Annotated in this window: 14 protein-coding genes; 2 read left to right on the forward strand and 12 right to left on the reverse strand. The window is 56.2% G+C overall.

The window, feature by feature from the left end:
- Nucleotides 1-33 precede the first annotated feature (33 nt).
- Both QMG44_RS11925 and fabB read right to left on the reverse strand, forming a co-directional pair.
- Nucleotides 34-1212, reverse strand: coding sequence for an MFS transporter (locus tag QMG44_RS11925; RefSeq protein WP_086532263.1), 1179 nt, complete (start codon nucleotides 1210-1212; stop codon nucleotides 34-36).
- A 206-nt stretch (nucleotides 1213-1418) separates the two neighbouring features.
- Nucleotides 1419-2636 carry a beta-ketoacyl-ACP synthase I gene (fabB, locus tag QMG44_RS11930; RefSeq protein WP_014171039.1) on the reverse strand — a complete coding sequence of 406 codons (1218 nt, stop codon included), beginning with the start codon at nucleotides 2634-2636 and terminating at the stop codon, nucleotides 1419-1421.
- Nucleotides 2637-2794: 158 nt separating this feature from the next.
- Here fabB and mnmC point away from each other — a divergent pair, with 158 nt between their 5' ends.
- Nucleotides 2795-4792, forward strand: coding sequence for a bifunctional tRNA (5-methylaminomethyl-2-thiouridine)(34)-methyltransferase MnmD/FAD-dependent 5-carboxymethylaminomethyl-2-thiouridine(34) oxidoreductase MnmC (gene mnmC, locus QMG44_RS11935; RefSeq protein ID WP_214579558.1), 1998 nt, complete (start codon nucleotides 2795-2797; stop codon nucleotides 4790-4792).
- A gap of 50 nt (nucleotides 4793-4842) precedes the next feature.
- Here the strand turns inward: mnmC and QMG44_RS11940 are convergent, their stop codons facing one another.
- The 6 genes from QMG44_RS11940 to prmB are packed head-to-tail and all read right to left on the reverse strand — an operon-like array spanning nucleotide 4843 to nucleotide 9394.
- Nucleotides 4843-5121 (reverse strand): YfcL family protein, encoded by a 279-nt coding sequence (locus QMG44_RS11940; RefSeq protein ID WP_020883115.1) that lies wholly within the window; start codon nucleotides 5119-5121, stop codon nucleotides 4843-4845.
- A 13-nt stretch (nucleotides 5122-5134) separates the two neighbouring features.
- Nucleotides 5135-5680 (reverse strand): elongation factor P hydroxylase, encoded by a 546-nt coding sequence (locus tag QMG44_RS11945; RefSeq protein ID WP_086532261.1) that lies wholly within the window; start codon nucleotides 5678-5680, stop codon nucleotides 5135-5137.
- Nucleotides 5680-6489, reverse strand: a complete 810-nt coding sequence (locus QMG44_RS11950) for a sulfite exporter TauE/SafE family protein (protein ID WP_014171043.1) — start codon at nucleotides 6487-6489, stop codon at nucleotides 5680-5682. Before QMG44_RS11950 ends, QMG44_RS11945 begins: the two co-directional genes overlap by 1 nt.
- On the reverse strand, nucleotides 6489-7313 hold the full coding sequence (gene mepA, locus QMG44_RS11955) for a penicillin-insensitive murein endopeptidase (RefSeq protein WP_014171044.1): 825 nt from the start codon (nucleotides 7311-7313) through the stop codon (nucleotides 6489-6491). The genes QMG44_RS11950 and mepA overlap by 1 nt, the downstream gene beginning before the upstream one ends.
- A 2-nt stretch (nucleotides 7314-7315) precedes the next feature.
- A complete protein-coding gene (gene aroC / locus QMG44_RS11960) occupies nucleotides 7316-8401 on the reverse strand; it encodes a chorismate synthase (RefSeq protein WP_025203566.1) in 1086 nt (361 codons plus the stop codon).
- Nucleotides 8402-8461: 60 nt separating this feature from the next.
- Nucleotides 8462-9394, reverse strand: coding sequence for a 50S ribosomal protein L3 N(5)-glutamine methyltransferase (gene prmB, locus QMG44_RS11965; RefSeq protein ID WP_014171046.1), 933 nt, complete (start codon nucleotides 9392-9394; stop codon nucleotides 8462-8464).
- A gap of 145 nt (nucleotides 9395-9539) precedes the next feature.
- On the opposite strand from prmB, the gene smrB reads away from it, so the two are divergent.
- Nucleotides 9540-10091 (forward strand): endonuclease SmrB, encoded by a 552-nt coding sequence (smrB, locus tag QMG44_RS11970; protein ID WP_014171047.1) that lies wholly within the window; start codon nucleotides 9540-9542, stop codon nucleotides 10089-10091.
- 48 nt (nucleotides 10092-10139) lie between these two features.
- On the opposite strand, the gene sixA is transcribed toward smrB, so the two are convergent.
- The 4 genes from sixA to QMG44_RS11990 form a co-directional block, all read right to left on the reverse strand.
- The gene (sixA, locus tag QMG44_RS11975; protein ID WP_014171048.1) at nucleotides 10140-10625 is read right to left on the reverse strand and encodes a phosphohistidine phosphatase SixA; all 486 of its coding nucleotides are present in this window, start codon (nucleotides 10623-10625) and stop codon (nucleotides 10140-10142) included.
- Between the two features lie 209 nt (nucleotides 10626-10834).
- The gene (gene fadJ / locus QMG44_RS11980; RefSeq protein ID WP_196355797.1) at nucleotides 10835-12982 is read right to left on the reverse strand and encodes a fatty acid oxidation complex subunit alpha FadJ; all 2148 of its coding nucleotides are present in this window, start codon (nucleotides 12980-12982) and stop codon (nucleotides 10835-10837) included.
- Nucleotides 12982-14292: an acetyl-CoA C-acyltransferase FadI gene (fadI, locus tag QMG44_RS11985; protein WP_086532259.1), complete on the reverse strand. Its 1311-nt coding sequence runs from the start codon at nucleotides 14290-14292 to the stop codon at nucleotides 12982-12984. Before fadI ends, fadJ begins: the two co-directional genes overlap by 1 nt.
- Before the next feature lie 238 nt (nucleotides 14293-14530).
- Entirely contained in the window at nucleotides 14531-14815 is a 285-nt protein-coding gene (locus QMG44_RS11990; protein ID WP_014171053.1) for a YfcZ/YiiS family protein, read from the reverse strand.
- Nucleotides 14816-14846 lie beyond the last annotated feature (31 nt).

Genomic DNA, 14846 nt, shown 5'->3' on the forward strand with positions numbered 1-14846 from the left:
CGGGGAAGGCATGCCGCCCCGGCACTTAACCAGCTAAGACTGCCGAAACGCCACCAGCGTCACCACAATGCCCATAACCGCTGCAACCGCGCCCGCCAGGAAAACAGACGGATACCCGAACGATGTCGCTAACAGACCTGTCAGCGGCCCGGTTACCCCGTATGAGATATCCTGAAACGCCGCATAGCCGCCAAGCGCCGTGCCACGCACCTGCGGGGCGACACGTTTTACCACCTCCACACCCAGCGCCGGGAAAATAAGCGAGCATCCGCAGCCGGTCAACGCCGCGCCTAACAACGCTACGGACGCAACGGGTGCACTCCACAATAATAGCAAACCCAGGGTTTCAATCACCAGTGATGCCACTGCAACCTTCACGCCGCCAAAACGATCCGGCATCCAGCCGAACAGCACGCGCATTAAGACAAATGCGCCACCAAAGGCGGTCAGCGTAAAACCTGCCATCGCCCAGCCGCGGCTCATAAAGTAGAGCGAGACGAACGTACCGATTACCGCAAAACCGACGCCCTGCAGGGCCAGGCCAAGGCCCGGCTGCCAGATTTGGCCCACCACGCTCCACAAAGACGGGCGCTCCCCTTTATGGGCAGGGACTTTACGTACCGGACCGTTGAATGCCCATGCCAGCAGCGGCAGCATCAGGGTGGTCGCTGCCAGCGCGGCAAAGCCAAAGTGGCTGTGGATAAGCAACCCGAGCGGGGCGCCTGCGGCAAGCGCGCCATAAATGGCCATGCCATTCCAGGACATGACTTTGCCGGAGCGCGCAGGCCCCACCAGTCCCATACCCCATGTCAGCGTACCGGTCAGGAGCTGGCTTTCACCAAAGCCCAGGATTAAACGCCCCACGATCAGCAGCGAAAATTTATACGCAGCGTCAACCGGCAGAAGAGCGGCCAGCAGCCATGCACCTCCCGCCAGACCACAGGCAAACATGCCCTGTAACGCCGAGCGTTTTGCGCCGTGCTGATCCGCCAGACGTCCGGCATAACCGCGGGTTAATACCGTAGCCAGGAACTGAATACCCACGGCGACGCCGACCATGGTGTTGCCATAGCCCAGCTCCTGATGAACAAACAGCGGGATCACCGGCAGCGGCAGGCCGACGGTCATATAGGTCAGGAACACCGCAAACGCGATGCGAAACAGCGAGACGTTCGCTGAAGAGGTTGTTTCTGTTTGAGTGACTGCAGTCATGCTTTACTCCGAAATGAAGAGTAAGGCGGGGAAAAACCACGCCCCCTCTTCCTGATAACCAGGATTTAGGTGCGTTGGTTGACGTTGAACGCTTACGCATTATCGTGAGGATAATGTTGAGGTAGGAAGTTTGCCTGCGAGATCAGCCGCTTGTCAATGCATAAAAAAAGGGAGCCGTCAGGCTCCCCTTTTGAATCAGTCAGAACTTATGCGTTGTACTTACGCATCACCAGCGTGGCGTTAGTACCGCCGAAACCGAAGCTGTTGGACATGACGGTAGTCAGTGTCGCTTCTTTTGGCTGGGTCACGATGTTTAGACCTGCGGCCTGCTCGTCCATCTCGTCAATGTTGATGCTTGGGGCGATAAAGCCATTTTCCAGCATCAGCAGAGAGTAGATCGCTTCCTGAACGCCAGCAGCCCCCAGAGAGTGACCGGTCATGGCTTTGGTCGCGGAGATAGCCGGGCTGTTGTCGCCGAACACTTCACGGATCGCACCCAGCTCTTTCACGTCGCCTACCGGAGTAGAGGTACCGTGGGAGTTCAGGTAGTCGATTGGTGTGTCAACGCCGTGCATCGCCATCTTCATGCAGCGCACTGCGCCTTCACCGGATGGAGCCACCATGTCAGCGCCGTCAGACGTTGCACCGTAGCCCACGATCTCAGCGTAGATGTGCGCACCACGCGCCAGCGCGTGCTCCAGCTCTTCAACCACAACCATACCGCCGCCGCCTGCGATAACGAAACCGTCACGGTGCGCATCATAGGTACGGGATGCTTTATCCGGAGTTTCGTTATATTTGGTGGACAGTGCCCCCATTGCGTCGAATTCACAGGCCATTTCCCAGCCCAGTTCTTCGCCGCCGCCTGCAAACACGATGTCCTGTTTACCCAGCTGGATCTGCTCAACCGCATTACCGATGCAGTGTGCGGAGGTCGCACAGGCAGAGCTGATGGAGTAGTTAACGCCGTGGATTTTGAACGGGGTCGCCAGGCAAGCGGAAACCGCTGAACCCATAGCTTTAGTCACAACATAAGGACCTACCGCTTTCAGACCACGTGGGCTACGCATTGCGTCGGCACCAAAGACCTGCGCTTTAGATGAGCCACCGGAACCGGCGATCAGACCTACGCGTGGGTTGTTCTGGTAAACTTCCGCGCTCAGACCCGCATCCGCAATCGCTTCCTGCATGGAGAGATAAGCATAAATAGAGGCATCGTTCATGAAACGAACCACTTTACGGTCAATCAAACCGGTGGTGTCCAGTTTGACGTTACCCCATACGTGGCTACGCATACCTGAATCTTTAAACTCTTCAGAGAAAGTGATCCCGGAGCGTCCTTCACGCAGAGATGCCAGGACTTCCTGCTGGTTATTACCGATGCTGGAAACGATGCCCAGGCCAGTAATCACTGCACGTTTCATTCAATACCTCTGTAAGTCGCACTATATTAAGTTTCGAGTCGCACAATAGCGTACACTTGTACGCCGAACAAGTCCGATCAGACATTTTCTGCGGAAATTTGCACCGATGGACGCACATCGTTAAGATCGTGTCACTGCCTGTCAGACGAGTAACTTACGTGAAACAAAACGCTATACAACCCGCCAACCTCGAATTCAACGCTGAGGGTACACCTGTTTCCCGAGATTTTGATGACGTCTACTTTTCTAATGATAACGGACTGGAAGAAACCCGCTATGTTTTCCTCGACGGAAACCAGTTAAACGCCCGTTTCCCCACGCATCCGCGCAGTCTGTTCGTGGTCGCTGAGAGCGGGTTTGGTACCGGTCTGAATTTTCTCACCCTCTGGCAGATGTTCGATCAGTTTCACGCTGCTCACCCTGACGCTACACTGCAAAGATTACATTTCATCAGTTTTGAAAAATTTCCGCTCACCGCGCATGACCTTCGTCTCGCCCATCAGCACTGGCCGGAACTTGCGCCATGGGCGGAGCAGCTTCAGGCGCAGTGGCCGCCGCACCTCGGCGGCTGTCATCGTCTGCTGCTGGACGGCGGGCGCGTCACGCTGGATCTGTGGCTCGGCGACATCAATGAACTGACCGATAAGCTTGATGATTCAATGAATCAGAAAGTGGACGCATGGTTCCTTGATGGTTTTGCCCCCGCCAAGAATCCGGACATGTGGAGCCAGCATCTGTTTAACGCAATGGCACGCCTGGCGCGTCCCGGCGCAACGCTCGCGACCTTCACCTCGGCAGGCTTTGTCCGCCGCGGATTGCAGGAGGCCGGCTTTACCATGCAAAAGACCAAAGGTTTTGGTCGCAAGCGCGACATGCTGGTCGGAAGAATGGATCAGACGCTGGAGATCCCCGCTCAGACGCCCTGGTTTTCACGCAGCGCCAGCACTTCACGAGAGGTAGCAATTGTCGGCGGCGGGATTGCCAGCGCCCTGCTTTCGCTCGCGCTTTTACACCGTGGCTGGCAGGTAACGCTCTACTGCGCCGACGACGCGCCGGCAAAAGGCGCTTCCGGCAACCGCCAGGGGGCACTCTACCCACTGTTAAGCGCTCACGATCCGGCGCTGAGCCAGTTTTTCCCGGCAGCCTTTACCTTTGCACGTCGCCTGTATGATGCTCTGCCTGTGGCGTTTGACCACGACTGGTGTGGTGTTACGCAACTGGGCTGGGATGAGAAGAGCCAGCAAAAAATCGCGCACATGTTGTCGCTGGGTCTGCCGCTCGAAATTGCCCGGGCGGTGAATGCGCAGCAGATAACCGAAACCGCGGGCGTCGATACGGGCTGCGACGGTATCCACTATCCGCTCGGTGGCTGGCTGTGTCCGGCAGATCTGACGACGGCAGCCATTGCGCTGGCGCAGTCGCGCGGGTTGACGGTGCACTATTCCCGCCAGGTCGCCTCACTTCACCACACGGAGCACTGGAACCTGCATTTCACCACCGGCGAAGAGGCGCAGCATACCTGCGTAGTGCTGGCCAACGGTCACCCTATCAGCCAGTTCAACCAGACGGAAAAGCTGCCGCTTTACCCTGTCGGCGGCCAGGTCAGCCATATCCCCACCTCGCCAGCGCTGGAAAGACTGCAGCAGGTACTCTGCTACGACGGCTATCTGACGCCACAAAATCCATCCAACGGCCACCACTGCATTGGTGCCAGCTACCATCGCGGTGAGACCGACATGCGCTACAGCGAAGACGATCAGCAGCAAAATCGCCAGCGCCTGCTCAACTGCTTCCCGCAGGCCGACTGGGCAAAAGAGGTTGATATCAGCGCCGGTGACGCGCGCTGTGGCGTACGCTGTGCCACCCGGGACCATCTGCCGATGGCGGGAAATGTGCCTGACTATGAAGCAACGCTTGAGGCCTATCAGGATCTTGCTGAAAACCGTGATACCGCGGTGAGTGCGCCAGTTTATCCGCAGCTGTTTATGCTCGGGGGGCTCGGTTCACGGGGATTGTGCTCAGCGCCGTTGCTGGCCGAAGTGCTGGCGGCACAGATGAGTGATGAGCCCGTTCCGCTGGACAGCGTTACGCTTGCGGGGCTCAATCCCAACCGTTTGTGGGTACGGAAGTTACTGAAAGGAAAAAGGGTGAAGTAACGTGCGGGCCGATGTCCTCCCTCTCCCACCGGGAGAGGGAGGAAAAATGACTACCTGGCTTTTGCCTGCTGGAACAGGGTGTCCCACATACCCAGCACTAATGACTGGTCACGCGGAGAGAGTTCCCCTGCCTGGATCGCTTTCTCCAGGCTGCGGCTCACTTCGTCATGAATGGCCTCGGCAGAGTGATCGTCCCCTGCTTCCAGCTCAGCGACAGCCAGCGTCAGGTGACCACGCAGATAACCGCTGGCGAACAGCTCATCATCACTGGCGTGTTCCACCATGTCATCAATTAACGCCAGAATGCGTGATTCAAATTCTGCGATCATCTTCTTTCCTCTGTTAAAGATCTTCCGGCCAAGGGAAGCATTCCGCCGTGATCTCCGGCGTGTGGTAATAATTCTGTAAGGCCTCGATCAGACGTGCCGGACGTTCCGGGATGCCTTTCTCAAGGTACTCCATCACCTGCGCATGAACGCGGCGCTGGAAGACAATACGGTCTGGCTCGACCTCTCCTTCGAGGTTGTCACAACTGACGTTGAACGGGAAACCTGCCGCCACACAGAATAACCATTCCAGCGCCTGCGGTTTCACCTCCACATCTTCAAACTGGCTCTGCGTGGCGGCGTCACGGCCGTCCGGACAATACCAGTAGCCGAAGTCCACCTGCTCACGACGCGCTTTCCCCGCTATACACCAGTGCGAAATCTCGTGTAACCCGCTGGCGTAAAAGCCGTGCGCGAACACGATACGGTTATACGGCACGTCCGCATCAGCAGGAAGATAGATCGGTTCGTCGTCGCCTTTAATCAGACGGGTATTAAAATCATCAGCAAAACAGCCATCAAAAATCTCAATCAGCTGTTCGTATTTATGGGTTGTGTACATTAATTCATTCCCAGCCAGGTGAGGATCTCTTGTCCATGGCTGTCATAAAGCAGTTTGGCACTCATGACCGCTGAGACGACAACAATCATCGGGCGAATGAGCTTCTGTCCTTTGCTTAATACCAGACGCGAGCCCGCGCGTGCGCCTAAAAACTGCCCTGCCATCATCACAAATCCGGTTGCCCAGATAACTTTGCCACCAATGATAAACAGCAGCAGGCCGCCGACGTTTGACGTCGCATTGAGCACTTTGGCGTGGGCGGTGGATTTAGCGAGATTAAAGCCGGCCAGCGTCACGAACGCAAGGGCATAGAACGAGCCTGCTCCGGGGCCAAAGAAGCCATCGTAAAACCCGACGCAGCCACCCGCGATAAGAGCGAACGGCAGGCCATGCAGACGTCGCTGCCGGTCTTCTTCCCCGAGCTTTGGCATCAACAAAAAGTAGAGACCGATGCAGATAACCAGAATGGGGAGGATCTGGCGCAGAATATCGGACTGTACATGCTGAACCAGCAGTGCACCCGAGGTCGAACCAATAAAGGTCATCAGGATATTGAGCTTCTGGTCAGCCAGACTGACGACCTTACGGCGAATAAAATAGAGCGACGCGGAGAGCGAGCCGCCGCACGCCTGAAGCTTGTTAGTGGCGAGCGCCTGTGCCGGGCTCATGCCCGCGGCCAGCAGCGCCGGTACGGTTAACAAACCACCGCCGCCCGCCAGAGCATCAATAAACCCGGCCAGCATCGCCACAAAGAAAAGCACCACCAACAGAAGCGGCGACACCATAAACAGTTCGACGAAATTATCCATTAAAGTACATGCTCATCCAGTAGCGCCTGGCAGGAAGGCGGCAACGGAGGCGGTGTCTTCTTCTCAGGCTTAGAGGTTCCAGGTTTTGCCGGCTCAAACCAGCTCTGCAGTTCCGCACCACAGCCATCGCCTGGCGGGGGTAACGGCTGATCTTCACATTCCAGGCTGTTTGCCGGGCAGCGCAGACGAACGTGCATATGTGCACGATGCTGGAACCACGGGCGCACTTTACGCAGCCAGTCGCGATCGGTGCCGGCATCCAGGCAGAGCTGCTGCTTGATGGCCGGGTTCACGAAAATCCGCGTGACATCGTTATCTTTCGCCGCCAGCTTAATCATGCTGAAGACGTCCTGCGTCCACAACGATGGCACGACGTTTTTACCGTCGCGCGCCACCAGATCCAGCGCCTGCGGTTTCAGCAACTGGGCTGAACTCCAGCGCGCTTTCGGCAGTTGCAGGAAGATATCGACATCGAGACCGGTCTGGTGACTGGCGTGTCCGCCGTTGAACCGACCGCCGGCAGGCATCCCCATATCGCCAATCAGCATCGTGCCCAGCCCCAGGTTATGCACCTGGTTTCCCAGACGCTGGATAAACAGCACCAGATCCGGGTGGCCAAAATAACGACGCTGGTCGGTACGCATCACCTGATAGGTATCGGACTGCAGCGGAAGTTCCTGTGCCCCAACGATACAGCCGTTCGAGAACGCGCCAATAGACTGCGCGCTGCCCGCCACAGGATGGGTGATTTTCTGCCATGGCGTCGCGGCCAGACTGGCTCCACTGGCAAGCAGTGCCAGCAGAGCAATGACGGTTTTTTTCATGTTTACCAGCGTGGAATGGTGGTCGTCACATCCGCATTCTGCGCGCGCTGGCGCAGGAAGTGATCCATCAGTACGATCGCCAGCATCGCTTCTGCGATCGGCACCGCACGGATCCCCACACAGGGATCGTGACGTCCTTTAGTGATCATCTCAACTTCTTCGCCAGAGCGGTTAATCGTGTGGCCTGGCACGGTAATGCTGGAAGTCGGTTTCAGCGCAATATTGGCAATAATCTGCTGACCGCTGCTGATACCGCCGAGGATGCCGCCCGCGTGGTTGCTCTGGAAACCGTCTTTGGTGATTTCGTCGCGGTTCTGGCTGCCCCGCAGCGCAACGACGTCAAAACCGTCGCCAATTTCTACGCCCTTCACCGCGTTGATGCTCATCAGTGCGTGAGCGATGTCCGCATCCAGACGGTCAAATACCGGTTCACCCCAGCCTGGCGGTACGCCATCAGCCACGACGGTGACTTTGGCACCAATGGAGTCGCCCTCTTTTTTCAGGCCACGCATCAGTTCGTCCAGCGCTTCCAGCTTATCTGCATCTGCACAGAAGAACGGATTTTGCTCGACCAGATCCCAGTCTTTGATAGCCAGTGGAATATCGCCCATCTGGGTCAGACAGCCGCGGATCACAATGCCAAATTTCTGCTGCAGGTATTTTTTGGCGATAGCCCCTGCCGCAACGCGCATCGCGGTTTCACGGGCAGACGAACGTCCGCCGCCGCGATAATCACGGAAGCCATACTTTTGTTCGTAGGTGTAATCGGCATGTCCAGGACGGAACACATCTTTGATGGCGCCGTAATCCTGCGAGCGCTGATCGGTATTTTCAATCAGCAGCCCGATGCTGGTGCCGGTGGTGCGGCCTTCGAAAACGCCGGAAAGAATTTTGACCTGGTCCGGCTCGCGACGCTGCGTGGTGTAGCGAGAAGTCCCCGGACGACGACGGTCGAGGTCGTGCTGTAAATCGGCTTCGGTCAGTTCGATGCCTGGCGGTACGCCGTCAACGATACAGCCCAGTGCCAGCCCGTGCGATTCACCAAAGGTGGTCACCCGGAATAATTGTCCAATACTGTTTCCTGCCATCACGGCTCCGATGTCGTTATTTGTGTTTGAGCGTTGTGAAACGGGCCGAAGCCCGCTGGATTAATCTTTGTAAATGCTGAAGTATTCGCGCGCGTCAAGCAGCTGCGCTTTGGTCAGCATAAAGACGCCGTCACCGCCGTTATCGAACTCGAGCCAGGTGAACGGCACATCCGGGTACTGCTCTATCAGATGTACCATGCTGTTGCCCACTTCACAAATCAGAACACCGTCGTCGGTCAGATAATCCGGCGCGCAGGCCAGAATGCGACGGGTAAGCTTCAGGCCATCAGAGCCTGACGCCAGACCCAGCTCCGGCTCGTGGCGATATTCGTTTGGCAGATCGGACATGTCTTCCGCATCTACATACGGCGGGTTGGTGACGATCAGATCGTACTGCAGCGTTGGCAGATCGCGGAACAGATCGGAGCGGATTGGCGTAACGTGATGGATCAGACCGTGCTCTTCAATATTGTGCTCGGTCACAGCCAGCGCATCGGTGGAGATATCCACGGCATCCACCTCCGCTTCCGGGAAGGCGTACGCACAGGCAATCGCGATACAACCGCTGCCGGTACACATATCAAGAATATGCTCTGGCTGATGGTTAATCAGGCCTTCAAAGTGGTTGTTGATCAGTTCGCCAATCGGCGAGCGCGGCACCAGAACGCGTTCATCAACATAGAACTCGTGACCACAGAACCAGGCTTTGTTGGTCAGATAGGCAACCGGAATGCGCTCGTTAACGCGGCGGATAACACGCTCCACGATACGGTGCTTTTCGCTGGAGGTCAGGCGTGCGGTACGCATGTCTTCCGGAATATCGAGCGGCAGGTAGAGGGACGGCAGCACCAGTTGAACGGCCTCATCCCACGGGTTATCGGTACCGTGCCCGTACCAGATATTGGCGGCGCTGAAGCGGCTAACCGACCAGCGCAACATGTCCTGTATGGTATGCAGCTCGTTTACTGCTTCATCGACAAAAATTTTATCCACTCTTTCCTCCAGGGCATGCTCGCATAATTTTCGGCGGCTAGTTTGCCATGAAGACGGCGATAAATCAGCAATGACGCGTCGCGCTTGAGGTTAAAAAATGCGTTTAGTCGGGTACACTGTCGGAAATACGAGATGAGAATGACCCATGAAAAAGAAAACATCCCTTAGCGAGGAGGATCAGGCGCTCTTCCGTCAGCTGATGACCGGGACGCGTCAAATCAAGCAGGACATCATTGTCCACCGTCCGATGCGCAAAAAAATCACGGAAGTCCCGGTCAAGCGATTGCTCCAGGAGCAGGCGGATAATAGCCACTATTTTTCAGATGAATTTCAGCCGCTGCTCAATACGCAGGGCGCGGTGAAGTACGTACGGGAAGATGTCAGCCACTTTGAGCTGAAAAAATTACGCCGGGGGGATTACTCGCCCGAACTGTTTCTTGATCTGCACGGTTTGACGCAGATGCAGGCGAAGCAGGAGCTGGGTGCGTTAATTGCCGCCTGTCGTCGCGAACATGTTTTCTGCGCCTGCGTGATGCACGGCCACGGCAAACATATCCTGAAGCAACAAACACCGCTGTGGCTGGCTCAGCATCCCCACGTGATGGCGTTTCATCAGGCCCCCAAAGAGTACGGCGGAGATGCCGCATTACTGGTGTTGATTGAAGTAGAAGAGTGGCAGCCGCCAGAATTACCCTGACAGGACGGCGGGAGGCATGTTCTGCTCCCCGCCATATCGCACGTCACATCAGATAGCTTTTGCCATCTTCAGATTGCACGGACTCATTTGCCAGTTGAAGACCCCTTTGCCCGTTTCGTCGAGAGCGACGTTGGCAATGGCGGAAGTCGTGAACATCGGCGGCGTCTCGCCCGGGCACAGCTCAGATACCAGATAGCCAACCAGTGGCAGGTGGGAAATGACCAGCGCAGAAGCGACACCTTCATTGCACAGCGCCTGAAGATAAGCGCTGACAAGGCCGACATCACCGCACGGGGTGAGTTCCGGGAGAACATCCACACTGGCTGGCAGGTTCATACACTCCCCCACCACTTCCAGCGTCTGTTCTGCACGCAGGAACGGACTCACCAGAACGCGTTCGATGTCCACTTTTTGACCTTTAAGCCAGGTCGCCATCAGACGAGATTCGTCGCAGCCACAGACGGTCAAAGGACGTACTGAGTCACTGGCGGCATCGAGTGCCGCGTCGCCGTGACGCATGATAAAAACTTGCATATTGCACCGCTTTTGTTAACCAGAATCACCGGCGTTGACTACCCGCGATTACCGCTCCGAGGTAGAAAACCCGATGGTCGGGCATTGTGCCTGATCCATTCGGTGAATGAAACGCTGTTTTTTACCTCAATGGCGTAAGTATAGTCAATCTCTGTTTACAAAATCGCCAAAACAGGTTCATACACTTCAGGATTTACCCTTTTTTGACCTCAACTTACGAGGACAGTTTCCCTTGAAGGCCAAAATGTCTGGCCCCGTTCCGCCATCTGCAATAATTCGTCACACGGTGTAAACCGCGGACCGTATTGCGAGGCCAGACGTTGCAGGATTGCAACCACTTCACCCGCACCGAGAGTGTCCATGTAACGGAACGGGCCGCCGAGGAACGGCGGGAAACCAATGCCAAATACCGCACCGATGTCACCATCGCGCGCGCTTTTAATCACCTGCTCACCAAAGCAGCGTGCCGCTTCATTAAGCATCATCATCACACACCGTTCAGCACACTGAACGGGTGACAGTTTCCCCTGACCGGTTGTCGGAATAAGCCCATAAACCGAAGGGTCGACCTGTTTCTTGCTTTTACGCCCTTTCGCGCCGTAAAGATAGAAACCGCGTTCATTTTTTCTGCCTTTGCGATCGTCCTTCAAAATTGCAGAAACAATGTTTGCAGGCGGGCTAAAACGATCTCCATAAGCATCTTCCAGCACAGGTATAATTTTAGTGCCGGTGTCAATTCCCACCTCATCCAAAAGTTGGATTGGGCCAACGGGGAACCCAAACTTCACCAGCGCCTCGTCGACGTGTTCGATCTTCTCCCCTTCCGTCAGAAGCCGCATCGCTTCATTTATATAAGGCGCCAGAATGCGGTTAACGTAAAAGCCGGCTTTGTCCGCCACCACTATCGGTGTCTTACCCTGCATTTTGGCCAGTTTAACCACGGTAGCAACGGTTTGCGGGCTGGTACTGGCGTGTGGGATAACCTCCACCAGCGGCATTTTTTCAACCGGACTGAAATAGTGCAGGCCAATCACCTGCTCCGGACGCTGGGCTCTGGCCGCAATATCGCCAATGGGCAATGACGAGGTGTTCGACGCAAAAATGGTATGGGGTGCGCAATGTTGCTCAACGTCAGCCACCATCTGCTGCTTAAGCGCCAGGTCTTCAAACACCGCTTCAATCACCAGATCGCGATGGGCAAAACCGCTGTAATCTGTCGTGCCGGAGATCAGTGCCAGGGTTTTATCACGCTCATTGGCCTTGATATGGCGGCGTTTAACCTTTTGATCAAGGTTCTGCCAGCTGTACTGCAGCGCGTGATTGATTCCTTTCGCATTGATGTCTTTGATACGTACAGGCAATTTGCCTTTGCTGGCGGTAACAAAAGATATTCCGCCCCCCATCAGCCCGCCACCCAGTACGCCAATGGCATGCAGCGGGGCAGGTTGCGCCTCGCTGCCGGGGTCTTTTTTTACCTCTGTACTGGCAAAAAAGATGTTACGCAGCGCCTGAGACTGCGGCGTCATCGCCAGCTCACCAAAGGCTTTTGCTTCTGCGACATAGCCGCTGCTGCTGCCCTGAGATAAGCCCACTTCAATAACCTCAAGGATACGTTTCGCCGCCGGGTAGTTGCCTTTGGTTTTTTGTTCGGTTTTCTTGCCCGCCATGCTGAACAGGAGTGTGCGGCCCAGTGGCCCGGCCAGCACGCGCTCACGCACCGGCAGAGGACGTTTTGCCTGCCGTCCTTTGAGCGCCAGTTCAACCGCCGCCTCAAGCAAAATGGCGTGAGGAACCACCTCGTCGACCAGGCCGGCTTTCAGCGCCTGACGGGCACGCAGTTGTTTGCCGGTTAATATCATTTCCAGCGCAGTGCTGACCCCAACCAGACGCGGCAGACGCTGCGTCCCGCCGGAGCCTGGCAGGAGGCCTAACTGTACTTCAGGCAGGCCCAGAACGGTTTTCGCATCGTCGGTACAAATGCGGCTGTGACAGGCCAACGCCAGCTCCAGCCCACCGCCCAGACAGGCACCGTGGATCGCCGCGATGACCGGGATAGACAGCGCATGGATCTCCGCCATGACCTGTTGCCCCTGACGCGCCAGCTCTTCGGCTTCCTGAGCGTTTTGCGCCCTGGCAATCATGTTGATATCGGCTCCGGCAATAAAGTTGTCCGGTTTCGCCGAGATAAACACCAGGCCGCGAATCGCTTTGTTCTCGCGGATCTGCTTTAGCATCGCGCGCACCTGAACGCCGAACTCGGCTTTCAGGGTGTTCATCTTCTCGTTGGGAACATCGATAGTAATAACGGCGACGTTATCGAGGCGTACCGTCAGATTAAATGCAGATGGCATATCCATTATTCAGCCTCCAGAACCATTGCCGCGCCCAGACCACCCGCTGCGCAGGCGGTTACGAGACCAAAACCACCGCCCCGGCGGAGTAACTCATGTAATGTCTGGGTGATCATTCTCGCCCCCGTCGCCGCAAATGGATGACCGTAGGCGATGGAACCACCCAGGACGTTAAATTTGCTCTGATCCACTTCGCCAGTGGCATGGGCTCGGCCAAGAACATCGCGCGCGAAACGTTCACTCGCCAGCAGTTGTATGTTTGCCAGGGTTTGTGCGGCAAAGGCTTCGTGCATATCAATGAGGGTTAAATCCGCGAGGGTAAGTCCCGCGCGTTCCAGCGCCAGCGGTGTGGACCACGCCGGCCCTAACAACATGTCCTGCCACACATCTATCGCCGTGAAGGCGTAGCTGCGCAGGTAGCCCAGCGGTTTTATGCCCAGCTCTTTGGCACGGGATTCCGTCATCAGGATCACCGCGGCGGCACCGTCCGTCAGCGGAGTACTGTTGGCGGCCGTGACGGTACCGTGTTTGCGGTCAAATGCCGGACGGAGCCTGGCGTAATCCGCCATCGTCGAACTGCCGCGAATATTGTTATCTTCTGACAGCGGTTCACGGTATGACGGGATGTACGCCGTCATGACTTCATCAGCCAGTTTGCCTTCCGACCAGGCTTTCGCCGCCAGCTGATGTGAGCGATGAGCCAGCGCATCCTGCTGCTCACGGGTGATCCCGTAAGTTTTTGCCATCTGCTCGGCGGTATCGCCCATTCTCAGACCGGTGGAATACTCCGCCACTGCGGGCGGTACAGGCATAAGGTCACGCAGGCGTAAGCGTGAGAAAAGTTTGAGTTTCTGACCGACGGTACGGGCTTTGTTGGCGTCAACCAGGATCCGGGCCAGCTTTTTACTGACCCCAATCGGCAGAACCGAAGAGGAGTCCGCCCCGCCGGCGATCCCAGCGCGAATGGTACCTGCCATCAGGCTTTCAGCCACGTTAGCCACCGCCTGGAAACTGGTAGCACATGCCCGGCTGACGCTGTAGGCATCAGTGTGGACGTTCATCCCCGTACCGAGGACGATTTCTCGCGCAATATTGGGTGCTTCAGGCATCTGCACAACCTGTCCAAAAACCAGCTGCTCGATGACCTCAGGCGGAATTTCGCTGCGAGCCAGCATCTCCCCCACCACCATTTTCCCCAGATCGACAGCCGGTATGCCATGAAACGCTGTCGCCTGACGTGCAAATGGCGTACGTAATCCACTGACAATGGCAATGCGATCGCCCTGACGGGTAATAAGCGGTAACGCCTGACTCATAACCTTCCCCTGTAAAATTTTTTACTCAAACATAAAGTGGTCTGACCTGATAACAGTCTTAACCATTTTTTTACATTCAGCCAATCAGGGAAACGAAAAAGTGCGAGCTAAGGCACAGAGAAGAAAAAGAAAATGTCTCTGCGAAAACAAAAGCAAAACGGTAACCCGAAGGTTACCGTTTTAGTGTGCACCCTCTACTGTGAGAGAGGGCCAGGATGAGGGCATTACGCCGTTGAGGTTAGCGCAGACCCAGCTGGAAAATCAGCGTTTCCGCCTCGCAGGCGAACACAAAGTCGATATCCAGCTTCACACCACCGTCCACGTCAGTAAAGGTGGATTTGATTTCGCACGGATCGGATTCGACTTCACGTGCACGTTTGCTCAGCGCGGCCAGGGTTTCTTCCGCTTCGGCGCGGTTGCTGAATACACGGCTGTAAGAGGCGGTGCAATCGGAGTTGTCCATGATGGTACCAACATCCATACAGCAGCAAACCGGGGTTTCATCAGCACTGCATTTACTCATAGCTCAATTTCCTCTGTATTCGCGCAAGGCG

This window comes from Enterobacter sp. 200527-13, from assembly GCF_027924865.1.
Lineage (GTDB): Bacteria > Pseudomonadota > Gammaproteobacteria > Enterobacterales > Enterobacteriaceae > Enterobacter > Enterobacter ludwigii.